Source organism: uncultured Intestinibacter sp., assembly GCF_902468165.1.
In the GTDB taxonomy this organism is placed as follows: Bacteria; Bacillota; Clostridia; order Peptostreptococcales; family Peptostreptococcaceae; genus Intestinibacter.
Genome location: NZ_CABQXJ010000014.1, coordinates 1 through 24,732 on the forward strand (window position 1 = coordinate 1; position 24,732 = coordinate 24,732).

Annotated in this window: 24 protein-coding genes; 4 read left to right on the forward strand and 20 right to left on the reverse strand. The window is 29.4% G+C overall.

Annotation, left to right across the window (positions count from 1 at the left end):
* Positions 1-494: 494 nt before the first annotated feature.
* Positions 495-920, reverse strand: a complete 426-nt coding sequence (locus RDX53_RS04160; protein ID WP_195930906.1) for a hypothetical protein — start codon at positions 918-920, stop codon at positions 495-497.
* A gap of 68 nt (positions 921-988) precedes the next feature.
* A complete protein-coding gene (locus RDX53_RS04165; RefSeq protein ID WP_307993752.1) occupies positions 989-2,209 on the reverse strand; it encodes an RtcB family protein in 1,221 nt (406 codons plus the stop codon).
* A gap of 299 nt (positions 2,210-2,508) precedes the next feature.
* Between RDX53_RS04165 and RDX53_RS04170 the strand changes: the two genes are divergently transcribed.
* On the forward strand, positions 2,509-3,507 hold the full coding sequence (locus RDX53_RS04170; RefSeq protein WP_307993753.1) for a glycosyltransferase: 999 nt from the start codon (positions 2,509-2,511) through the stop codon (positions 3,505-3,507).
* 25 nt (positions 3,508-3,532) lie between these two features.
* On the opposite strand, the gene RDX53_RS04175 is transcribed toward RDX53_RS04170, so the two are convergent.
* The 3 genes from RDX53_RS04175 to RDX53_RS04185 form a co-directional block, all read right to left on the reverse strand.
* Entirely contained in the window at positions 3,533-4,054 is a 522-nt protein-coding gene (locus RDX53_RS04175) for a cob(I)yrinic acid a,c-diamide adenosyltransferase (RefSeq protein WP_195930909.1), read from the reverse strand.
* A 59-nt stretch (positions 4,055-4,113) separates the two neighbouring features.
* A complete protein-coding gene (locus RDX53_RS04180) occupies positions 4,114-5,028 on the reverse strand; it encodes an alpha/beta hydrolase (RefSeq protein WP_295572025.1) in 915 nt (304 codons plus the stop codon).
* A 464-nt stretch (positions 5,029-5,492) separates the two neighbouring features.
* Positions 5,493-5,819: a phage holin family protein gene (locus tag RDX53_RS04185; RefSeq protein WP_195931227.1), complete on the reverse strand. Its 327-nt coding sequence runs from the start codon at positions 5,817-5,819 to the stop codon at positions 5,493-5,495.
* A gap of 124 nt (positions 5,820-5,943) precedes the next feature.
* Between RDX53_RS04185 and RDX53_RS04190 the strand changes: the two genes are divergently transcribed.
* Entirely contained in the window at positions 5,944-6,258 is a 315-nt protein-coding gene (locus tag RDX53_RS04190) for a type II toxin-antitoxin system HicB family antitoxin (RefSeq protein ID WP_195931229.1), read from the forward strand.
* 66 nt (positions 6,259-6,324) lie between these two features.
* Positions 6,325-7,347, forward strand: a complete 1,023-nt coding sequence (splB, locus tag RDX53_RS04195) for a spore photoproduct lyase (protein ID WP_295762558.1) — start codon at positions 6,325-6,327, stop codon at positions 7,345-7,347.
* Between the two features lie 239 nt (positions 7,348-7,586).
* On the opposite strand, the gene RDX53_RS04200 is transcribed toward splB, so the two are convergent.
* The 9 genes from RDX53_RS04200 to RDX53_RS04235 all read right to left on the reverse strand — a co-directional run bounded on the left by RDX53_RS04200 (position 7,587) and on the right by RDX53_RS04235 (position 16,643).
* Positions 7,587-7,928, reverse strand: a complete 342-nt coding sequence (locus RDX53_RS04200) for a hypothetical protein (RefSeq protein WP_195929732.1) — start codon at positions 7,926-7,928, stop codon at positions 7,587-7,589.
* Positions 7,929-8,021: 93 nt separating this feature from the next.
* Positions 8,022-9,047 (reverse strand): IS1595 family transposase, encoded by a 1,026-nt coding sequence (locus RDX53_RS04205; protein ID WP_270771720.1) that lies wholly within the window; start codon positions 9,045-9,047, stop codon positions 8,022-8,024.
* 112 nt (positions 9,048-9,159) lie between these two features.
* Positions 9,160-9,570: a TOBE domain-containing protein gene (locus RDX53_RS04210; protein ID WP_307993754.1), complete on the reverse strand. Its 411-nt coding sequence runs from the start codon at positions 9,568-9,570 to the stop codon at positions 9,160-9,162.
* A 360-nt stretch (positions 9,571-9,930) separates the two neighbouring features.
* Positions 9,931-12,741 (reverse strand): DEAD/DEAH box helicase, encoded by a 2,811-nt coding sequence (locus RDX53_RS04215; protein ID WP_307993755.1) that lies wholly within the window; start codon positions 12,739-12,741, stop codon positions 9,931-9,933.
* 160 nt (positions 12,742-12,901) lie between these two features.
* Positions 12,902-13,306, reverse strand: coding sequence for a PD-(D/E)XK nuclease domain-containing protein (locus tag RDX53_RS14030; RefSeq protein WP_331606715.1), 405 nt, complete (start codon positions 13,304-13,306; stop codon positions 12,902-12,904).
* Between the two features lie 86 nt (positions 13,307-13,392).
* A complete protein-coding gene (locus RDX53_RS14035) occupies positions 13,393-13,716 on the reverse strand; it encodes an AAA family ATPase (RefSeq protein ID WP_331606717.1) in 324 nt (107 codons plus the stop codon).
* Positions 13,717-13,945: 229 nt separating this feature from the next.
* Positions 13,946-14,305 (reverse strand): hypothetical protein, encoded by a 360-nt coding sequence (locus RDX53_RS04225; protein WP_307993756.1) that lies wholly within the window; start codon positions 14,303-14,305, stop codon positions 13,946-13,948.
* Positions 14,263-14,859, reverse strand: a complete 597-nt coding sequence (locus tag RDX53_RS04230) for a UbiX family flavin prenyltransferase (protein ID WP_307993757.1) — start codon at positions 14,857-14,859, stop codon at positions 14,263-14,265. The genes RDX53_RS04225 and RDX53_RS04230 overlap by 43 nt, the downstream gene beginning before the upstream one ends.
* 326 nt (positions 14,860-15,185) lie before the next feature.
* The gene (locus RDX53_RS04235) at positions 15,186-16,643 is read right to left on the reverse strand and encodes a UbiD family decarboxylase (protein WP_307993758.1); all 1,458 of its coding nucleotides are present in this window, start codon (positions 16,641-16,643) and stop codon (positions 15,186-15,188) included.
* A 247-nt stretch (positions 16,644-16,890) separates the two neighbouring features.
* Between RDX53_RS04235 and RDX53_RS04240 the strand changes: the two genes are divergently transcribed.
* Positions 16,891-17,775 carry a LysR family transcriptional regulator gene (locus tag RDX53_RS04240; RefSeq protein WP_295779345.1) on the forward strand — a complete coding sequence of 295 codons (885 nt, stop codon included), beginning with the start codon at positions 16,891-16,893 and terminating at the stop codon, positions 17,773-17,775.
* A 125-nt stretch (positions 17,776-17,900) separates the two neighbouring features.
* Here RDX53_RS04240 and RDX53_RS04245 read toward each other — a convergent pair whose 3' ends face one another.
* The 6 genes from RDX53_RS04245 to RDX53_RS04270 form a co-directional block, all read right to left on the reverse strand.
* Positions 17,901-19,004 carry a DNA/RNA non-specific endonuclease gene (locus RDX53_RS04245; RefSeq protein ID WP_307993759.1) on the reverse strand — a complete coding sequence of 368 codons (1,104 nt, stop codon included), beginning with the start codon at positions 19,002-19,004 and terminating at the stop codon, positions 17,901-17,903.
* A 142-nt stretch (positions 19,005-19,146) separates the two neighbouring features.
* Entirely contained in the window at positions 19,147-19,938 is a 792-nt protein-coding gene (locus RDX53_RS04250) for a DNA/RNA non-specific endonuclease (RefSeq protein WP_307993760.1), read from the reverse strand.
* A 55-nt stretch (positions 19,939-19,993) separates the two neighbouring features.
* A complete protein-coding gene (locus tag RDX53_RS04255; protein WP_295571696.1) occupies positions 19,994-20,410 on the reverse strand; it encodes a ribonuclease Z in 417 nt (138 codons plus the stop codon).
* A gap of 143 nt (positions 20,411-20,553) precedes the next feature.
* A complete protein-coding gene (locus RDX53_RS04260) occupies positions 20,554-21,441 on the reverse strand; it encodes a fructose bisphosphate aldolase (protein WP_295676801.1) in 888 nt (295 codons plus the stop codon).
* Positions 21,442-21,693: 252 nt separating this feature from the next.
* Positions 21,694-23,532: an asparagine synthase (glutamine-hydrolyzing) gene (gene asnB / locus RDX53_RS04265; RefSeq protein ID WP_195929724.1), complete on the reverse strand. Its 1,839-nt coding sequence runs from the start codon at positions 23,530-23,532 to the stop codon at positions 21,694-21,696.
* Positions 23,533-23,736: 204 nt separating this feature from the next.
* A complete protein-coding gene (locus RDX53_RS04270) occupies positions 23,737-24,711 on the reverse strand; it encodes a bile acid:sodium symporter (RefSeq protein ID WP_307993761.1) in 975 nt (324 codons plus the stop codon).
* Positions 24,712-24,732: the final 21 nt, after the last annotated feature.

Here is a 24,732-nt window from a genome sequence, read left to right on the forward strand (position 1 = left end):
TAATAATTTTATTTCTACATGAAAATTAACCCGGATTTTTAGTGGGAAACAGGGTCTCTCTTGATAGAAAATGGGCTGATTAAACAATAGTCCCTAACTATTCACTCATAGGTCAAAAATGAACCCTTAATAATGATGAAAAAGTATGTTTATTAGTTGTTAAAGTTGGGTATAGGTTATGGACATAGGTTTATTATTTATATAGGATGATTATTATGTTTTTAAATTAAAATATATTGTTTTTTACTGAAGTTTTATTCTTAATCATAATAAATATCTATAATATATTCTTACATAATTATAAATTATTTTTACAAAATATTAAATTACATTTTTGTCATTTCAAATATAAAGGGGATAAGTTCACTGTAATTAGATTATGTAAACCTATCCCCTTTATATTTACTAAACTATTTTATATTATATTGTAAGCTTATCTTAATCAATTAACTAATAAGTTATTAATAATTAAATAACAATATATCAATAACTTACTAATGATATAATTCTTCTAAAATATCTTTTGCAAAGTGATTTACTATTACTAAATCGTCTTTTATCTTGTTTTTATCGATTAACCCTGTAAATATATTTGAATTTCTGACTTCAAGTAACATAAAGCTATTTATCTTACATAAAGACAGTATATATGAATAATCATCGTCTATTATAAAGGCATTTTCAAAGTCGTAATCTTTTTTGATTATTTCAAAATCGTCTCCGTATGTCCCCTTTTCTGTATGCACTATTGGTAGATTTTTATGAAATTTGCTTATAGCATGTGATTTTTCATATCTGATTTTTAGCCTTTCGTCTTGTGATAAATCAAAATAATTCTCTCCAAATATTGAAGCCACTAAATTATTTAGATTTTTAAGTTTAAATTGTCTACCTTGTATTATTACTACTAATGGTTCCATATTATCCCCCCTAAATAAAACCAAATTGTATTTTATATATTTTTACCCAGAATTAAGCATATTTACACTTAATTACTTTTAAAATTATATATTGGTTTTATGATTTTTTTGATATCTACTGTGTCCGTTATATTGTTTATTATCTCTTCAATCGGTTTATACGCCTGTGGAGCTTCATCTAGTGTAGATACATTTACACAAGTTGTAAAAATATCTTTCATAGAAGCTTTATAATCATTCATATGGATTTTATTTTTAGCTTCTGCCCTCGAAAGTATTCTCCCTGCTCCATGTGGTGCAGAATAATTCCAATTTGGGTTGCCCTTGCCCTTTCCGATAATAACCCCATCTCTCATATTTATCGGAATAAGAACATCTTCTCCTTCATATGCAGAAATAGCACCTTTTCTAAGCATATACTTGTCTACTTCTATATAATTATGTATACTTTCAAATTTATTTAGACTTTCGTAATCAAGTCCTATAAATTCTACAATTTTCTCTGCCATAAGCTCTCTATTTTTAGATGCATATCTTTGAACTATGTCCATATCGTGAAGATAATCATCTAGGTCTTGTCCTTGTACATAACATAAGTCTTTTGGTATTTTGCTTTCTATTTTAAGAGATTCTTTTAACTTTTTAAGCTCTTTTTCAATTTTCTTTTTATTGCCTGATTTTTTATAGCTTTCTATTATTTCTTTTGATTTTTCTTCATATTCACCATTATTATAATTTAAATTATTATATCCTACATCTTGGTAGTGTTTTGCTACTTGTAGCCCTATGTTTCTGCTTCCAGAGTGGATAACCAAGTATTTATTGTTAAAATCATCTTTATCTATTTCTATAAAGTGGTTACCGCCTCCAAGTGAGCCTAATGCTCTATTAAATTCCTCTGGTTTCTTTTTAATATTATTTATACAGCGTATTTTCAATATTTCGTCTATATAATCTACTACTGCTTTGTTATTTATATTAAATCCATGAGGTATGTTGTTTTTTATAAAATCATCTATTTTATCTAAGTTTAAGTCTATATCTCCAAGCTCAACACATAAAACTCCACATCCTATATCGACTCCAACTAAATTAGGTACGATTTTATCTTTTATAGTCATTGTTGTACCTATAACACATCCTGCTCCTTTGTGACAGTCTGGCATAACCCTAATATTTGAGTTTTTAACAAATTCTTGATCTAAAAGCTGTTTTATTTGAGATATTGTCTCTTTATCTATATTCTCTGTAAATACTTCAGCTTCATTAAAATCGCCTTTTATAATCATTAAAACACCCCTTTAATTTTTAAAAATTAAGTTATATATTAATATTATTATAACAAATTTAAATTTCATCTATTTAAACTTATTACAAATATTTAAGTTTTTTACAAGCATTAAATCCACCTATTATCTTAGTTTTATAGCCTTAAAATATATTTATTCATCCATTATGTAAGTAAAACTGTCAATTTTATTACGTATTTGTAATAAAACTGTAAGATTAGATATAAGGGTTGTATGATATACTTTATTAAAAGGTTGGTATTATATACTTTATTAAAATATTATTAAGGCGGTGACTTATGAATACTATAAATCCAAAAATTAGTGTTATTGTACCTGTTTACAATACAGCACAATACTTACCTCGCTGTCTAGATTCTATATTAAATCAGGACTTTGAAGCTTATGAGGTTATATGTGTAAACGACGGGTCTAGTGACAACTCAATTGAGATTTTAAGGGAATATGAAAATAAATCTTCAAAAATAAAAGTAATAAATCAAGCAAACAGCGGTGTTGCAACAACTCGTAATACTGCACTAAAGCACGCAAAAGGTGAATACCTAGCTTTTTTAGATAGTGATGACTTTGTAAGAGAAAACTACTTAAGCAGATTATATGACGCAGCTATAGATACTAGAAGCGATATAGTAATTTGCAATTTTTATAGATATTACGAACAAATAAATCTAGCTAAACCTGTGCTTTACAAGTTTAGAAGGGGTGTATTTGATAAACATGAAATATTAAAGGGATTAATTCCAGATAACTTAATTCATTCTTATTTATGGAATAAATTATGGAAAAGAGAAATATTTGAAAACTACAGCACATTTCCAAATATGAAATTTGAAGATTTTGCTGTTATGTCACAATTAATGTATAAAGCTGATAAAATAGCCGTTATAAACGACGCACTATATTACTACAGAATTAGAAAGACAAGCATAGTTAGAAGTATATCTCTACAAACACAAAATGATTATATGAAGGCTTATGCTCTTATTCGTCTATTTTTACAAGAATCTGGCGAATATAATAAATTTAAACGCCACTTTTTCTATTTATCGCTTAAAGTCTATATAGTTATGTTGGCTGTGATTTTAATGTTATTTAAAGAACATCCTTCACTAAAACTATTAGCTCAAAACATATACTCTACAAAAATGTTTATAAGAGCGTGTAGAGAAGATAACTTCTTAATGACACAAGAAGAGATATTAAATTACAATGTGCTTTCTTCAAGCGTTAAAGTACCAATACTTAATAGGAAGCTAAATACAAAAACTCCAAAGTAAATAAACTTTGGAGTTTTCTTATATTTTAAAATTTTATCGGTATTATATCGTCTTCGCTATATCTAGCTAGTATATATAAAAAGTCGGATAATCGATTTATATATTTTAGAAGCTCAGGATTTATTTCATCTTGTTTTGATAAAGTAGTTATCCTTCTTTCTGCCCTTCTACATATTGTTCTCGCTATATGTAAATTAGCTGAGCAAAGAGATGTTCCTGGTATTATAAATTCGTTTATTTTTTCTACTTTTGATGTATAATAATCTACTAAATTTTCTAATTCTTCTACATCTTCACTTGTTAAAATGGTTTTTAGTCTTTTATAATTTAAAGATGAAAGCTCTGCCCCCACATCAAATAATTTAGTTTGGATTTTTCTCAAAGCATCTCTATCTTCATTTTTTAAATAATGATAACAAAGACCTATATAAGAGTTTAATTCGTCTATTGTTCCATAAGCCTCTACTCTTATGCTGTCTTTTTCTATTCTGTTTCCTCCTATTAAGGAAGTTGTCCCTTTGTCCCCGCTTTTAGTGTATATTTTCATCTATTAACCCCTTTCTCAATTTATTAAGTATAAATCATATTTTAGATGTAGTTTATACTCTATATATATTTATTTATAAATGCGTCGACTTCCTTCCAATACTTTTCAGGATTTTCGTCTTCTGAGTGTGCGTGGCTCGCCCCATGTATAACTAATTTTTGCTTTTCGCTGCTACATGCTTCATAAAGCTCGTCTAGCATATAAAATGGTACAAACTTATCATCATCTCCATGTATAAACATAATAGGAACTTTAGCTTCTTTTACTGCCTCTATTGGAGATGCGTCATTTAAGAAGTATCCTGATTTTATTTTTACCATTAAATTTGCTATATTTAATATTGGAAATGACGGCATATTAAATAATTTTTTTAATTGATATTTAAATTGTTCCAAAGCTGTCGTATATCCGCAGTCTTCTATTATTACTTTTACATTTTGAGGTAGATTATCTAGTGAAGATGCTATCATAACAGTTGCAGCTCCCATAGATACACCGTGTATTAATATTTCAGCTTCTTTGTCTTTTGAAATTATATATTCAAGCCACTTTATAAGATCTTTTGCATCGTGATATCCCATTCCTATATAATTTCCCTTGCTTTTTCCATGTCCTCTTAAATCCATAGCTAATACATTATATCCCTCGTTATAGTAGTGAAAAGCCTTTGTACTAAGGCTAAATGCATCTGCCATATATCCATGAACAGTCACTGCCCATTTATGTGTGTCTTTGTTTAGTACTTGGTAACCATGTAATTTAAGATCGTCAAATGAAGTTGCAAATACTTCTTCAAATTTAGATGATTTTTCAAGCCATTCTTCTTCTGGTGTTAGCTCGTGGTGACTTAGCCCATCATTGCTAAAAATCATTTTCTTTGAGGAATTTGGATTTATAGCTAAGTTGTAAAAAAAGTTTCCGACAAAAATTGATGCAATTATTAATACAAGTAATAATGTTATAATTACTGCCAAACAAATTTTTAAAGTCATTGTATTCCCTATCCTTTCAATTAATTCACTTTGTCTATAGCTATTGACTTTGTCTTCTTCTTAAAAATTTTATATATTTGTGTAGACTCTGTCTTTTGCTTAGGTTTATATTGATTAAATATATTTAAATTTTATCCATATTCTTGATATTTTACAACTATAACAAAAAAATCTTTATTTAAAAAATAAAGATTTTTTAATTTAGCAACGTACAAAGTCGTTGTCGCTATATTTTTCTAAAATACTGTATATGCATGTAAACAATGGAGTAATATTTTAAAAATTTGGCTTCTAAGATATTCATTTTCCATTTAATATACTTATTAAGAAGAACCTACACCATTTAGTGCTCTTATATCAGATCATACAATGTAGGCCCTAAATTTATTTTTTATAGTAATAATAGTAATCGAATTTGGATTAATTACTACATATTACTTCATTTGTCAATTTTTAAGATCTTCATCTTGTTTCTTTTGTATGTCTTTTTTATCTGCTTTGTTTTCATTGCAGCCTTCTCTTCGGCGATTCAAACATTTACATGTTTGATGCGTACCAATGCTCGCCAGACCACTTAATGCTCCTGCAATTACGATTTCTGCTGTAATCTTCTCATTTAGTGATACATTTATAACTACCCCAACCATTAGCATAATCAAAGGAATATACTTGTTGGGAATAAAATCTAAACTTGTTTTAATTACATAACCTATGCACATACAAAAACCAATAACCAATGGAACCATATATTGAGTATATTGACTCAAATCCATAAATATCACCCCATTTACTATATTCTATTCAAAAAAAATAATAATGCTCCACATTATTTGAAAATTTGACAAAAAATACATAAAACTGCCATAATTAACTTATATAATAATTAGGAGGGGTATTATGTACGAAGAAAACTATGAATTTCCAGCAATAATAATAAATCACAGTAGTGATGACTACGAAATTAGAATATACGACTTTGAAGAAGTTACAGTCTATGACGATAACTTAGACGATTGTTATACATCTATAAAAGAGGCATTAGAAGGAGAAATTTACAAATATATCTGTTTAAATAAAGATATTCCAAAAGCAACATCAAAAGAAAACATAATTTTAGATTACAACCAAACCTTATTTCATATAAAAGTAAATACACAAGAAGCCATAAAAAACTCCAAAAGATTGGGCGTTATAGTACCTAAAGATTTATAATTTTTATCTGTATGTAAAATTCAAATAAACAAACAATAAAAGAAAAACGTATTAAGAGGTGATATAATGTTTATTCCTAAAAGGGTTATATTTGAAAAAGGTTCATTAGATACTGAAATAGGTCAAAATATCTTCAATAAAGTAAAAGACATTCCAAATGTTGAAATTATAAATGCAAGTTCTAACAGAATCAAAAGCAATATCCCTGGAGACAACTTATATGAACAATACAGATCCGGAAAAGAAACATTAGTCGTCGGTTATCGTAAAAGTCTAAAATTTCAAACATGTAAGCCATCTGCAAATTATCAACTGCCTTTAGTCAGCGGCTGTATGGGAAGATGTGAATACTGCTATCTAAATACTCAATTAGGCGATAAGCCTTATATAAGGGTGTTTGTCAATATAGACGATATCTTAAAAAAAGCAAAAGAATATATAGACGAAAGATCGCCTGCTGTAACTATATTTGAAGGTGCGGCGACATCCGACCCTATACCACTTGAACCCTATACTCATTCTTTGAGAAAAACGATAGAATTTATGGGAGCAGAAGAAAAAGCTCGCTTTAGATTTGTGACTAAATACAATGATGTAGATAGTTTATTAGATGCAAACCACAACAACCACACAGAAATTAGATTTAGCATAAATACACCAAAAATAATCGACATTTACGAACATTATACAGCTTCTGCCAGCAAGCGAATTGAAGCTGCTGTAAAAGTAGCTAATGCAGGATACCAAATAGGTTTTATAATCGCACCCGTATTTCTTTATGAAAATTGGAAAGATGAATACAGAGATTTAATTAAAAGTATAAAAGAAAAACTCCCAAAAGATTTTAATCAAAGCATTATATTTGAAGTGATATCTCATAGATACACTACAAAAGCAAAAAATAGAATAAACGAAATATATCCAGAGACTACATTGCCTATGAATGATGATAATAGAAAATTTAAATACGGTCAATTTGGATACGGCAAATACGTATATTCTAAAGAAGAATTAGATGATATGAAGGATTTCTTTAAAAAAGAGATTAAAGAGATTTTTCCAGATAGCTTTATAAAATATGTGATTTAAAATTCGCTTCGCTCATGACGCCAACGAATCAAAGATTCCGTTGCTTAAAAAAATTCCTCCCTTGTGGCTTGCCCGCTAGAGAGGAATTTCTATATACTTTGTTTTAATTTAATTTAATTTACTTTACTTTATATATAATTTTTAAATAGGCTATGTTTTAAATCAATGTTGATTTTATAATGTATTTTAACAAATAAAAAAGTAGGGGCATATACCTCTACTTTTTGGTTCGCATTATATTAATATTGTGCTTTAACTTCCTTTATAAACTTCGTTCTCTTTACATGATATAAAATTAAGTCAATAATCAAATATATAACTATCATTATTATCATCATTTTCAAATCTTTTATTTCAAATAAAAAATATACTACCTCTAATATCAATAATCTCATTGCAGTCTTAATTCGTTGAATACCTTCAAATCTACAATATGTAGCTTTATCTATATTTACGTTATATTTTTTATTAAATTTATCTACATAACTGTCTACTCCAAACATATAGTTTTTTTCTAATATACCTATACTTGCTGATAAAAGACCAATAGCTACAAACAATATACCTATATTTTGCTCCATGTAATTCTCCCCCTAAAATAATAGTTCTTCGCACTTTATAACAATTGTGTACTTATCTTTATTATAGCATTCTTTAAATTCATTTATAACTATTTAGATGAACTGTGGTGCTCTTAACCTAAAATCTTTTACTTTGGTATAAGCATATGTTACATTACTTTGTACAATAAAATTCTTAGTTTTTATAGAATCTCTATCAGTTTCAAAAACTCTTAACCACTTAAACCATTGCATATAGTTTGATATATACTTACTTGAAACACCATTAAATCTGCCCATCCATTTCTTTAAATTACTATGTAAGGCATTTATGTGTTGAATATGATAAATACCCTCTTTATGCTTACCTGTTTTTATGCGTTTGTGCTCTAAATCAAAGTCCGTAGCAAATTTAATATATGACTTATGACTATCGGTACATAATATAGAACCTTCTCCTATATGTCCTTTGTAAAGCCTTTCAAGCTCTTTATGTGTCATTCGACCTTTGCATAAAGGCTCTATTATTAAATTACCTTGTCTATCTAATGCTGTCGCTACACAAATTTGTTCTTTTGATATACCTCTCTTTTTAATTTCTTTACCTCTTTTACGAGATTTTCTTGGCATATTATCAGTTCTTGTACCTTTAAAGCTTTCAGCAAAAAACACTTCATCTGCCTCTATAACTCCATCAACATGACCAGTTCCTAAAAAAGCACTTATACAATCTAATATTTTATGCCTCCAAAAGAAACTTGTTGCTATATTTATACCTACGATTTTAGCAGATTTTCTTATTGACAACCCCATAATCATGCATTTGGCATATTTAAGCCACTTATCTAATGATTTCTTACTTCTATATGTCGCAGAGTTTGTAAAATCAGTAAAAGTCTTTCTACAATTTTTACAGATATATCTTTGTTTACCATTATACTTACCATTTCTTGATATTGATTCAGAGTTGCAATGAGGGCACACTTTCCCCTTGGCAAATCTAAATTCTTTAACTTCTTCACATACTTGTTCTGTTTGAGAACCTAATACAAGAAATTCTTCCAAATGAGATAATAATTCCTCAACTTGATTTAATGGTAATGTTTGTATATCTGTTAATATAGACTTTATACTTGGCATACAATAACCTCCGAAAGATTGATATATCTATATTATATCCTATATCTTAGAAAATATCCATTTTCAACACTATTTTAAAACATAGCCTAATTTTTAAATAAATTATTTAGGATTATCCCATCATAACAGAAGTTGCTTTTATTACAGCAGTTGCTTCTTTTCCTACTTCTAACCTTAGATTTTTTACTGATTCCATTGTTATTGTTGAAGATATAACATCTCCACTTGGTAATTGTAACTTAACTATAGCGTTTACTGCGCCTTCTTTTATTTCTATAACTTTTCCAGCTAATCTATTTCTTGCACTTAAGCCTTTTTCATCTTCTATCATTACTGAAGTCACTTTTACTATTGCAGTTGCTTCTTTTCCTTCTACTAATCCTAACTCTTTTACTGCTTCTATAGTTATAGTAGAAGTTATTATCATATCTTCTGCTATTTGTAATTTAACGATTGCATTTACTGCACCTTCGTCTACTGAAACAACTTTTCCAGTTAATTTGTTTCTCGCACTTAAGTTCATGGTTTTTCTCCCTTTAATAATATATTTTCCCTTTTTACACATATTACCATTTTTGGTTTTTTATTTCAAGTATTGTTTTTGGTTATATATGTATTTTACTTTACATTTGATTAATATAATGTAGTTTTAATTTAATTTTGTATAATACATAGGCTTTTCTATATATCATATGATTTTATTTTATTTTTGTGTCAAATTGTACATAACATGACTAACCATGACTAAGTTGTTAAAACAAATATTATTAAACGTGTTTTAATGAGTTTATATTATGATATTTTATGTTTATTTCTAATTATTTTATTTTATGTTTATATTACATATGTTTGGTATTTTTTTATTTTTTTGTTACCTTAATTTTTATACCTTTTGAATAAATTCTCTATAAATTTTACTTGGCACTTCATTATGCAGTTTAATTTTCATAGTTATAGGTTTTTCACCATTATATTCGACAGTATCACCTGTTCCAATATAAATATATGGTTGTGACTTTTTGTCAATCATCTTATATTTTCTAACAAATAAATGTAGATTAATTTTTCTATCTTTATTAAAAATCAAATTTTTTCCTCTATCACTACTTTGTGTTGTAGAATTTGGACTTTGCCATTGGAAGTATTCTCTATCCAAAAATTTATCTTTGTAATTTATTCTTTCTTCTATGCCTTCTTCTTTATGTAAATCTATAAATAAGAAATACTCATTATTATTTGTTAAAAGTCCACTTCCTCTAAATGCTGAATGTATCTTTCTATAGTTTGATAGTAAAGCTACATCTACCATTTTGTATTGTTCATATAATTTTAAAAATGGAAGTCCATAATTTTCTTCTTTAAACTCATTTTTATATCTCAGAATACCGTAATTTATTGCATCTTCTATATACTTTCTATATTTAATATTAGTTATAATTTCTTCAAATTCACTACTTCTAAATAAAATTTCATTTTTATATTCAACCATCTTTACTCTTTGATTAATCATAGATGAATCATAATATTGGTGATTTAAACATTCAAAAGCATGTTTTATACTATCTTGATTTATTTCTTCTATATATTTTAAAATTTCGTCATTAGCTTCTTTAATAGAAATAGATTTATGCTTTAGTAAATATTTTAAAATTACGAACTCATTAATTCTCTTTAATGGTAAGTTTCCATTTAGCTCTTTTAAAATCTTTTCAAAATTATTATCTAAAAGTAATGCCTTTAAATTTTCGTCTTTTTCAGTTTTTGCAACAAATCCTAAGTATGTCTTTTCTTTATCGATAAATTTTACTGGATCTGGAGCTCCATCATATTTTATATAATCTAATAACATGTATGGAATTTTACCAACACACAAACTTTTAAACTGATTATATTCTTCTTTTAAATATTTCATTTCTCTGAAGTTTTCTCCATCTATCTGAGCTAATATTCTTTCTTTTGCTATTTCATCTATTTGGATATTAGTGCATCCTGGAACATCTGTGAAGTCAGTCGCTACAGCTACTTTTAAGCTATCTTTATCATAATATCTAGCCCCGCTTAATGCTATAGAAATTAAGAATGCTTTATTGTGATTTCCTATAAAATCAAGTACAGTTAAAAACTCTTTATTTTCACTTTTTCTAAGTCCTCTTCCTAACTGTTGAATGAAAATTATTGGCGAATTTGTCGGCCTAAGCATTAAAACAGTATTTATATTCGGTATGTCAATACCTTCATTAAATATATCTACTGTAAAAATAGCCTGTAAATCATCTTTATCACTTTGTAATTTTGCTATATATTTCTTTCTTGTAGCTACGGAGTCTCTTCCGCTAAGTACAACACTTTTTATACCTATTTTTGTAAATTCATCTGCCATATATTGAGCATGTTCTATACTTACACAGAATCCCAGTAATTTTCTAAACTTACCATCATAACCGTAAAAATTCATCTTATCAATTATGAAATCTACTCTTCTATTTATCATAAGACGACTTGCAACTTCAGATATATCATCTAAATTTACTCCTTGTAAGTCTACTCCGTCTATGTCTGTTATTCCAAAATAGTGAAATGGTATAACTAAGTCATCTTCTAAAGCTTCATACAATCTAACCTCTAATGCTACATTGTTGTCGAATAAGTCAAATACGCTTAAACTATCCCCTCTTTCAGGTGTTGCTGTCATACCTAATGTAAATTTTGGATTAAAATATTCCATAATATTTACATATGAATCACTCGCAGCATGGTGGGCCTCATCAACCACAATATAGTCGAAATAAGTTTTATCAAATTCTTCATAATATCTATTCATTGTTTGAACAGTTGCAAATAAATAATCAGCATCGTATTCTTTTTTATTACCTGTAAATAATCCGGTTTTTATATTTCTTTCCTTTAAAACTTTATCAAATGTTTCTTTTGCCTTTTTTAAAATTTCTTCCCTATGAACTATAAAAAGCATCTTCTTTGGATTAAACTGCTTTACATCAAAAGCCGACATATAAGTCTTCCCTGTTCCAGTAGCTGCAATTACTAATGCCTTGCTTTCCCCATGTTCCCTAAGTCTATTTAAATTTTCCATAGCCCTTAATTGCATTTTATTAGGCTGTATAGTTTGTAAACTTTCAAATACTAATTGTCGTTTTACTTCCATTTTTTTAATCTCATTTAAAAATAACATGTACTTTTGAAGAACATCGTCATTTAATTCTGAACTCATATTCCACAGATTATCGTATTCTTTTAATACATCTTTTATAAATGGTGCGTCTTCTTTTGAAATTATTCTTACATTCCACTCTATATTGCTTTTTAATGCACTTTGAGTAAGATTCGATGAACCTATTATAATTTTATAATCGTTCTTATTTTCAAATATGTATGCTTTTGTGTGGAAACCTATATCTTTATTTGCAATAAATACTTTTAAATCTATGTTTTCGAACTCTTGAAGTCTTTCTAATGCCTTTGGTTCTGTAAAATTTAAATATGTAGTTGTAATTATTTGTCCTTTTACACCTTTCATTTCAAGTTCTTTAAACGTATCTAATAATAACTGTAGACCGCTGTAATTTATAAAAGCTACACTAAAATAAAATCTCTCACATTCTTTTAAGTTCTTTTTTAATTCATTTAATAAATTACCTTGTTTTGAATTTATTATTAATTTGTTATTATCCTCCATAAATACCCCTTTATATTCCTCTATTTTTTTAAATATTATAACATTTAGAATAAATTGTTTATAGATCTTTATTTTATGTATAAATATATAATTTCCTTAGAATTAAAAAAGTGATAAATATCGACTTTTAAGTCTATATCTATCATCTATATAAAAATCATTATATTGCCTCGATCTTGCAATGATGCTCTTTACTTTTTGAATCATAACATATTGCAACTGCCAGTACCTCTTTGCCTTCGTTTTCTACTTTAAACTTTTGAATATATTCCTTTTCTTTAATTTGCTTTATAGCAACTTCTGGCACCTCGTCTTTTTTAAGTTCTACTATAAATGCTGTGTCATTTTTTCGTCTTGGGTGGAACGTAAAATCTGCGTATCCTTTACCCGTTTTTTCTTCCCTCTCAACTCTGTAAGTATCTCTTGCAGATAAATATGCAAGTGTGACTACACAAGATAGACTGTTTTCGTCGTTGTATTGAAGAATTGGTATTTCAGAATTATGAATATCATGTAGGATTTTTTCTACTGTTTCTGTATCTTTGTTTACAGTCGCTTTCAACATTGTTCTAGAATTTTCGATTATTTCTGATACATAACCAAAAGATTTATCCCTAAGCGCTTTTATTACAGAACGTGGGTTATAAATTTTTACTCCATTTGCTGTAGTATATCCGTTATACCATAGTTCAAGTTGTATTTATTTAAATTTTCCTCGTAACTATTCACCTTACTTATATTCAAATTATCAAAAATATCTTTTGAATCCACTGCTTTTGAATAGTATGCAGCTACCATATCTGCAACACTTGTTTTTCCAAACCTTCTAGGTCTTGTTATGCATAGATATTTACTTCGTTTTCCGATAATTTTATTTAAACGTTCTATTATTAAAGATTTGTCTACAAAGTAATCACTTCTGTATAGTTCTTCATAATTTTTTAATGATCTATCACTATTTAAATATAACCCCATACAATTTCCTCCTCTCTAAAAGATACATTATTCCATTTTTCTATTATCGTCTTATTTTATATAATTATACCATAACGAATACATACAAACATCATCACATAAAAATCCCCTATAGAGATAGACATTTTTAGCGCCTAATCTATAGGGGATTTTTTAACTTATGATTTATTAGCTTATAGTTTGTAATTTTTAATTAAATCATTTCTAAAATGCATATAAAAATTATAAACTAAATCATATCAGCCAATTCTTTGACTGATTTTAATACTTCATCTATCATATCTTTAGTTATATTGTCGACATGAAACCCGCCTGAGCAAAGTACAACTGCATTTTTCTTTTTACATACTGTTTCTGCAACGTATCTGCATATGTACTCGTCTTTGTGACCTATCATATTTATTACAGATGATGTTGCGCTTATTGTGTTGTCGCCACTTAAAGACAACCTCGGTACAGAAAGTACGCTTGTGCCTATGTGGGGCTTTTCTCCGCCAAAAATCATTATATTATAGTCATCGCCAAGTTTTAATACGTGTAACTTGATTATTGAAAATGACAACTTTTTTTCGTATAAAGTCCCGTCCATCGTCTATACTCCTTTGCCTCAATACCAAATGGTTCTAATAGTTTCGCACCGATATGGTACATCATCTCGTCTATATCTTTTGGTAGATTGTAAAATGTCATCATAGGTGGAATTATTCTCACACCTTGCATTTGTGAAAGTTCGTACATATTTCTAAGATGGATTGGGCTAAGTGGAGTCTCCCTCGCAGCTATGACTAAAGTTCTTTGTTCTTTTATTGTTACATCGGCCGCTCTAAGTATTAAGTTTTCCCCATAACCACTGTTAATTCCGGCGATTGTCTTCATACTACATGGTACAATCAACATCCCATGCGTTTTGAATGAGCCACTAGCTGGTCCTGCTCCTATATCATTTTGATCTAGTACAAAATCTGCATAGCTATACACATCTTCTAATGAATAATTAGTTTCTTGTTTTAGTGTGAGTTTTGCACTGTCACTCATTATTAGATACGACTTAAAATCGTCGTTTTCTTTTATAATTTTTAAACATTGAACTAATAGCGGTAGTCCACTCGCCCCAGTCGCCGCCACTATGATATTTTTCTCCATCTTACAATCTCCTTTTACTAGCTTTTTATTAGATTTTTATTATATTTCCACTAAACTTTTATTAGATTTTCACTAGATTTTTATTATCTTTTTACTAGCTTTTCATCGCTTTAATATAATTTTTTATTAGCGTTATTATTATTTATTTTTCCGTTTGCCTCAATTATTTAATGTATTTTTATTTCTATTATTAAATCCTAAATAATCTAAATTTTACTATTAATTATTCAAGTGTTATATTTTTTCTCATTTTATATATTTTAAGTTATCTATTTCAAGTTATCTATTTCGTGATTTAAACTTTTCATATAACCTAAATCCTTATCCTATAACCAACGATTAGGGTTGACTTCCATAAATCTAGCCCTTTTAAATCTATCTTTTTGGTCAAATGGAACAGTACAATCGAAAATAGTTTTGCAAGCTATTCCATGGTCCCTTATGCTTGGTGAAAAACTAGGGTCGTTTGATGGGTCTAGTGGATGGCATCTCACTCCTGGAATTGTGATAATATCGACATCTCCCTGGAATCTAGTGTTCATCGCCCACAAAACATCATTCATATCAAAACAGTCGACATCTTCATCAACTATAAATATGTTTTTCAACTCGCTAAATGCTGAAAACGCCAACAATGCTGCTTGTCTTTGTCGTCCTTCATCACTTGCAACAGATTTTTTAAATTGAAGTACTGCCATGTATTTTCCTCCGCCTGCTGATGAACAATACACATTTTGTAGTCTGCCCGGCATTGCTTTTTCGACCATTCCATATATGCTCGCCTCTGTTGGAATTCCCGCCATAGATACGTGTTCTTCGCTAGGACCTATGCAAGTTTGCATAATTGGATTTTTTCTGTGAGTTACTGCACTTACTTTAATCATCCAGCATTGGTCGCTTGCCGGCCCTGTATACCCCGGAAACTCTGGCATTGCATACCCTGTGTTACTGTTTTGATCTTCTTTTACTCTTACATTTGGAATTACTTCACCTTCTATAACATACTCAGCATTTGCAATAGCTCTTTCGTTGACAGTTAAGCACTTGCAAAGCTCAACAGCCTCTCCCCTAAGTGCACCTGCAACTGCAAGCTCATCATAACCCATTGGCGTTGTCGGTGGTTCAAAGCATGAGCCGATTTCGATTGCAGGGTCAACGCCTATGCTTATCGAAATAGGTAGCCTTTGTCCTAATTGCTCTGCTCTTTCCGCCATTGCACCTATATGTCTAGCCCCTGGTGTAAAGAATATTGATAATTCATCTTTACTTTGTATACATAGACGGTGGATTGTTACATCACTGCATCCTGTTTCAGGATGTGTTGCATAACACATCCCAAGTGTTATGTATGGTCCGGCATCATCTGGCGTGTTTGTCGGTGCTGGAACTAATTTATATAAATCAAAATCCTCATCAGTTGACTTATGAACGACTTCTTGGCAAAGTGGTTTCTTATCTGTAAGCACTGGTGGTATTGGATTATCGACACTTTTATAAAGAAGTTTTCCCAAATTCTCAGGTTTTTCGCCCAAAAGCATTGCCACTCTTTTTCTACTTGCCAAAAGCCCTATCAAAACTCTCGCATCTTTATGCCCTTTTACGTTGTTAAATATCATAGCTGGTCCTTCTTTTGTCGGTCTTTGTACTGTTCCGCCCGCCCCAACGTGGCGATATACTCCAGAAAGTTCCGCCATTGGATCAACTTCTACATCCGTATCTATTAATTGATTTTCTTCCTTTTGCAATAATTCTAATGCACTTCTCAAATCCCTTACTTTATTCATCTTTCCTCCTATATTAAATATACTTTTATACTTATAAATTTCCTTCTCTTTGCAATTTTCTATATTAATTTTTCAGTTCTCTACATTTAATTAATTTAATTTTCTACCTTAATTATCAGTTTAAAATCTGCAATATAGAAAATCAATTCGACTTATGTTATAATTCATTCAGAAAATGAAACATTCAAATAAAAGATGATAATTATGAATTTATCAACTTTAAATATATTTAAATTAGGGGGATATCATGACTTTTGAACAACTAAATTATTTTATTGCTGTTGTAGAAAGTGATACTTTTTTTGATGCTGCTTACAAAATGAATATTTCACAGTCTAGCCTGTCTAAGCATATTATGAAACTTGAAAAGGAGCTAGATTTAAAACTTTTTGATAGGTCATCTCGAAGTGCAACTTTAACACAAGCTGGGGAATTTTTTTATAATGAGGCAAAACAATTAGTAAAACATTATCAAAATACATTAAAAAATGTCGAAAACTTCAAAACTACTCACGAAAATAAACTACATATTGCAGTTCTTCCAATCCAAACTCAGTATAATTTAAACGAGTTATTTAACAATTTTAAAAGACAAAACCCAAATATAGACCTTCAAATTACTGAGGTTGAAGATGATAAACTTATTGAGGGGATAGAAAAAAATAAATACGACTTGATAATTGCAAGAGAGGCTATGTTTGATAAAGCGAATTTTACAACTTACCTCCTTACACAGGATGAACTTGTTGTCACACTTTCATCAAATCATAGATTTTCACAATATAATAAACTCACTTTTTATGATATTGCTGACGAGGACTTTATCTTGATGAACCCTTATACATCGATTTATCAACTTTGCATAAATGAGCTAAAAAATCATAACATAAACGCAAATATAATAAAGACTGCTAGAACAGAATCCATCCTCGGCTCTGTCTCTATAAATGAAGGAATTAGCTTGCTTCCAAAGAGCAATTTTGAAGTATTTCACAAGAAAAATATAAACACAATTTCACTAGATCCAAGTATAAAATTGTCCGTTGTTTTAGCAAAACACAAAAGTACTAAGTATAATTTTTCAATAAAGAAATTTATAGATTTTGTAGAAGATTTTAAAAGTGAATTGTAAATATAAGTTATTTACTACATTCATAACGCCAATGACTTAGTATATTGTTTAGATAATAAGTTTGAAATTAAAAAGCCCTATACAAAAGCATCCCATGTGCTTTGCGTATAGGGTATTTTAATAATCTATCTCTTAGCTTTTCTATATCCAGCGTTTATCGCATCTTGCTCACTATTGAATACAACAAGATTAGCAGAATCTTTCATATCGTCATAATTTGCTTGACCTGGGCAGTGATATATTTTTGATTTTGAGTTTCCTCTTATCACGCCTGATACTTGTTGGTTTGAATTAGAATTGTTGCTAATGTTATTGTTTTTATTGCTAGTGCTAGCATTAGCATTACTATTAGTGCTAGTATTAGTGTTTTTATTGTTGCTAGTGCTATTATTACTGTTATTAACACTATTATTTTGACTACTATTAGTTGATTGTTTATTATCTACATTATTAGATTTATTGCTATTTGAATTATTTTTATTATTTGTAGTTTGTGCAGGTCTTTCCTCTCCACTTAACCAGCTCTCACCTGTAGCATAGTCAATTTCGATTCCAGGCTGAACATTATAAACAAATACATTGAACATTACACCTTCACCGTCATCTTCAACAGAATAAGCTTCCATTTGAACACCTTTTGCAACTAAGTTGTCACCATCATAAACTGGAGTAACTCTGAATAATACGTGGTTATTTGTTTCTTTTACATAGTCGGCAATCATATTTTCAAACGGCAACATTCCATCAACGTTGAAGTATCTAGTTCCTGTAATTAAGTTTCTCTCGTTGGCATCTTCTCCTGCAAGCTGATGTCCTATAAGGTGACATCTATTGTAGATATATCCACCATCAACTAAGCTAGTGTCGTATTTTTTGTTTAACCATCCACTTGGTTTTACACTACTTATATCGCCTCTTTTTTGAGTAGGCATTAAATCTCTACCTATATTTGCATATGCCTCACCACATCTGCCAAGGCTGTCAAGCGGGCTATATGTTTCAAAAGATGTTGTTGTTTTATCTTTTTCGTCAAAATTAGGTACATTGTTGTTTAAAGCTACAAAATCTTCACCGCTATACTCCGGTATATTATTTACAGAAGAATCTGTAGTTGTCGTACTGCCTTTTACTGCTCCTAATAAGCTGTTATTTAAAGATGTGTCATCCGCCTCGCATCCTACTAACATTAAACTCAGTAAGAATACCATTAAAAATCTCAATAATTTCATTTGTCTATTTCCTTCCTCATCTATACTTCGATTATTTCTAAAATTAAAATTTATTGATTGCATTATTTTAAACATATGATTAGACAGAAATTATTCATAAATCAAATGACTAGTTTGGTTATTTAATTGTAAATTTTCTCTCTTAGTTAGTTTCTGTATTTTTGCTATTTTGTGATGTTTGGCTAGTAGTGTTGTCGTCTTGATTAAGCTCGCTATCTCCTGTTTTGTAATCTATTTTTATACCAGGTTGAACATTATAAACAAAGACATTAAACATTATCCCTTCGCCGTCATCTTCTACAGACTGAGCCTCCATTTGAACACCTTTTGCGACTAAATTATCTCCATCATAAATCGGAGTAACCCTGTATAATACGTGGTTGTTTGTTTCTTTTACATAGTCGGCAACCATGTTTTCAAATGGCAACATTCCCTCAACATTAAAATATCTAGTTCCTGTAATTAAGTTCTTTTCGTTGGCATCTTCACCAGCAAGCTGATGTCCTATAAGATGGCATCTGTTGTAGATATATCCGCCATCAACTAAGCTAGTATCGTATTTTTTATTTATCCATCCAGTTGGCTTTACACTGCTTATATTGCCTCTTTTGTCTGTAGGCATCAAGTCTTTTCCTATATTCGCATATGCAACACCGCATCTTCCCAAACTGTCCAAATCACTATATGTTTCAAAAGACTTTTTAGCCTTGTCTATTTCGTCGTCAAAATCAGGTACATTATTATATAATGCAACAAAAGGTTCCCCAGGATATTCTGGCAAATTATCTAATGTTATTCCCTTATCTCTGTTGTCGTCTATATTGCTGTTTTGTGAAATATTTGTGTTCTCGCCACTATTTTGGTTGGTAGTTGTTTGACATCCGACTAAGGTTATACACAAGATAAAAGCCATTAATAATTTTAAAATTTTCATATTTCCCCCTATATAAACAATCTCTTGTATTATAAATACTAATAATTTTAAATATCTATTTCTTTAAAATAATTTTTTTGGTGATTTTCTCATGTGAATTACCGCAAAATTCTTCCTCAGATATTACTTCCCAATTACCATCTGAAAAATCAATATCAAACTTCAAATCGCTTGGATATCTTCTGTTCCAGTAGTAAACGATTATTTTATCAATTTCTGATTCAAACTTGCCCAATTGTTTGTCTTCAATAAACTGAAGATTATCCTTATCACAAAGAGGCAAATCTTCTCTCACAATAATATCTATCGTTGGATTATCTTTTTCAAACATTTTAAAAGAATAACTGTTCATTACAAGACTTTTTCCGTCCATATTGTTATATATATCTTCTCTTATAACTTTATCTTGGCTAAGTCTTCTCTTGTTAAACATCATTCCATTTTTATCTTCTAAACAAACAATTATATTCATTTGTCTACCTCCTCTCCACTCTCTACATTATAATTAATATACCTATTATTTACAATATAAACCTCCTTCTTAAAATCCTGTTTAAAAAAAGGAGATATCTTTGTTTTGATATCTCCTTTTATATAATTTATATTGTAATATGCTTATTTTATAGATGCTTGATAAATGCTGTCTATTGACTCTTCTAACAAATCATCAAACTCTTTTTCAGTTTGACCTGCGTTTAGTCCTTCTGTCAAAGCTCTTGAGAAACTAGCAATAAGTCCAGGATTTTTCGCAAGTTTTTCATTAGAATCTTCTCTTGTATATCCACCTGATAAAGCGACTACTCTAAGTACATTATCGTGTGCAATAACGTCAGAATAGAACCCTTCTTTTGATGGGATAGTAAGTTTAAGCATAACTTTTTGATCTTTATCTAGTTTGTCTAAATTTGCAAATATTTCTTTTTTAAGTATTTCTTCGCATTTTTCTTTGTCTGCACTGTGGATATCTACTTCCGGTTCGATTATAGGAACTAAATCGTAAGACAATATCTTTTTAGCTATATCAAACTGTTGAGCTACTATAGCTTTTATTCCTTCTTCGTTTGCAGATTTTATCACAGAACGCATTTTTGTTCCAAATACGTGTTTTTCAATACCTTTTTTAAGAAGTTCGTCCAAAGTAGGAATGTCTTTCATAAGTTGAACGCCGTTTGCTTCTTCTTGAAGACCTTTATCAACTTTAAGGAAAGGAACTACGCCCTTTTCTTCCCATAGATAATCTGCTGTAAATTTATCGTCGATTTTTCTTTCGATTGTTTTTTCAAACAAAATCGCACCGATTATTTTATCACCAGTAAATGAAGGACTTTTTATTATTCTTGTTCTCATTTCGTGGATTAAATCAAACATTTCGTCGTCGTTGTTGTATTTATCCTCTGGTATTCCATATAATCTAAGGGCTTTTGGTGTACTTCCGCCACTTTGGTCTAATGCCGCTATAAAGCCTTTTTTAGATTTCATTTGTTCTAATTGTTTTTCATTCATAATATGGATTCCCCCTAATTTTTTATTATTTAGTTACGTCAAATCCTATTATTTAATGTTGTTTTTTTATTTAATTAGTATATGTTTTTCTGCCAATAAACACCATTTTAGTTGTCTTATTAACTTCACAATACTATATGTTCTATACTACTTTCAATTTTCCTCTTTTATCTTACAAATTTTTCAGTATTTTATAAGTATTTTCGCTTATTTTGAATTTTTATGTAAAATAAAGAAAAATACAACAAACAATTAGCAAGCGATAAAGAATCTCTTATACCACACTAAGAATACATATATAGTGTAAATTTTTCTGGCATTGTTACATCTTTCATTAAAGTGGTCATCTAGAAGTTTAACAATTTTTGCTGTATCGAAAAACTCACTAGCATAATCACTTGTAAATGCTTCTTTAACCATATCGTAGTATTTTTGTTCTTTAAACCAGAATCTTATTGGAACTGGGAATCCTTTCTTTTGTCTTTTCGCCCACTCCTCTGGTAATACTTCTTTTGCTGCATATCTAAGTGCAACCTTTGTATTTTCGTCATTAACTTTATATTTAGTTGGTATACTTTCTCCAACTTTCATAACTTCTTTATCTAAGAAAGGAACTCTAAGCTCTATAGAGTGAGCCATACTCATCTTATCAGCTTTAAGAAGTATATCACCTGCTAACCAAAGTTTTAAATCAAGATATTGTTTTTTAGTTACATCATCTTCATTTTTTACATTGTTATATACAGGTCTTGTTATTTCTTTTATTGATGGCGATTTTGTATATGGACTTTGTAATATATCCACCGCTTCTCTTTCTTCAAATATCTGTGCTTGTCCTATGAAGTAGTCTTCAACAGAAGATCCACCTCTTATAAGAGTTGTTCTACCTTTGAAGTAAGGCATTTTTTCAGCAACTTTTGCTACTGGTTTTCTTATAAATGATGGTAGTTTTTTATATTTTTTAAGTTTTTCATCATCATCATACCACTCATATCCACCAAAGATTTCGTCAGCACCTTCTCCAGATAAAACAACTGTTACATGCTCTCTAGCAAGTTGTGCTAAGAAATATAGCGGCACTGAAGATGGGTTTGATTGTGGCTCATCCATGTGGTATTGGATAGTCGGCAACATATCGAAACACTCATCAGCAGTTATCATTTTTCTCACATTTTCTATTCCTAATATGTCAGATAGATCTTTTGCTAAGTCTGATTCGTCGAAGTTTTCTTGCTCAAAACCAACTGAGAAAGTCTTTTGTGGCATAAGGCATTTTGCGATATAACTTGAATCTACTCCACCTGATAAGAATGAACCTAGTGGCACCTCACTGTGGCTGTGTACTTCTACTGATTCGCTAACTGCATCTTTTATTCTATTTATACTTTCTTGTAAGTCTATATTTTCTTGATTAAATTCTACATCCCAATACTGTTCTATTTTTATTTTTCCGTCTTTATAAACCATAAAATGACCTGGTTTTAGTTTGAAAACTCCTTTAAAGAAAGTTTCATCAAGTACTGAATATTGGAATGTTAAGTATGGTTTTAAAGCGTGTTTATTTACTTCCTTTTTAAAATTAGGATGCATCAATAAACTCTTTATTTCTGAACCAAATATTAAACTTTTTTGTCCGTCTTTTTCAACTTGAGTATAGTAGAACGGTTTTATACCAAAATGGTCTCTTGCGGCAAATAGAGTTTTTTCGTTTTTGTCCCAAATTACAAAAGCGAACATCCCCCTTAGTTTTTTAACCATTTCAGTTTTACAATCTTCATATAAGTGTATTAATACTTCACTATCTGTTTCTGTTTTAAATATATGTCCTTTTTTGATTAAGTCTTCTCTTAATTCTTGGTAGTTGTATATTTCTCCGTTAAATACTAAAGCTAAGCTTCCGTCTTCGTTGTATAATGGTTGTAGCCCATTGCTTACACCGATTATACTAAGTCTTCTAAATCCTAAAGCGGCATTTTCATCTATATATTCTCCACTTTCATCTGGACCTCTATGGATTATTTCATCCATCATACTCTCCAAAACATTTTTCTTATTCGGTATATTATCTATAAAACCCGAAAATCCACACATAATTATTTCCCCCTAATTATTTTTATATTCTCAATAAACAAGAAAATCCTTAATATCTACATAATGGATTTTAAGATATGCATTAAATGAATATTTTTAGTTGTAATCTTTTTAATAATTTTTGAATGATTTTTTTGTAATTTATAATTATCTGTTTCTATATATCTTCCTAATTTGAATATAACTTATTTTATAAATAAATTATTAGTTTTCTATTATGTCTATTTTTTTACTTCTTATATTTAGTAATATCTTCGCAATTATAAATAATACCGGCAACTCAATTAATGGGCCTATTATAAGAGCTAAAGATATTAATGGTTTATCTAGAAATGTTGCTACTGCTATTGCTAAAGCTATAGGTGAATTTCTCGCTAATGTCGTCAAATTTAGTGATACATTATCTTCATAACTCAATTTCATAACTTTTCCTACTAATCTTCCTACACAAAAGTTTATTATAAAAAATAGTAATACTGGTATTAATAATATAAGTAATACTTGAATATTTTCTAAAAGTATTTTGCCTTGTGATGCAAACATACTTACAATTGCTGCATTTAGAAAATATCCTTGGTAGTCACAAGCCTTTGTCGCAACTTTTTCATCAAAATCTTCTTGGCTTATTTTATTTAAGATAATTTTTCTAATTAATATTGCGCATACTAATGGAATTATTAATGTCGATACAACGCCTTTTACTAAATCAATCGTATTCATATCTACGCTGTTTCCACCTATTAAAAATACATATACCGGTAATAATACTAATTGTAAAACTAAATTTAGTGGCAATATTGATGAGCCAAGCGCCACATTACCTTTTGCTATACCAGTAAAGATTAAGTACCAATCGGTACAAGGTGTCACCATAAGCATTATATATCCTATTAATAATTCTGGATAATTAGCTAAGAATATTTTACCTAAAATAAAGATTAAAAATGGTGTCCAGATAAAGTTTATTATCACTGCTGTCAAAGTAAATTTTAGATTTTTTGATGATTTTAATATATCTTTTAGCGGGATTTGTAAAAATACTAAAAATAACATAACCATTAAAAATGGTGTTATTAGGTACTCTGCATATTCCTGCACAAATCCTATCTGACCTAATAGTATCCCTAAAGCTACCATGAATAATATTACTAAGCTCTGAAATTTGTTTATATTCTCCATCTTTTCTCCTTAAAAATAATC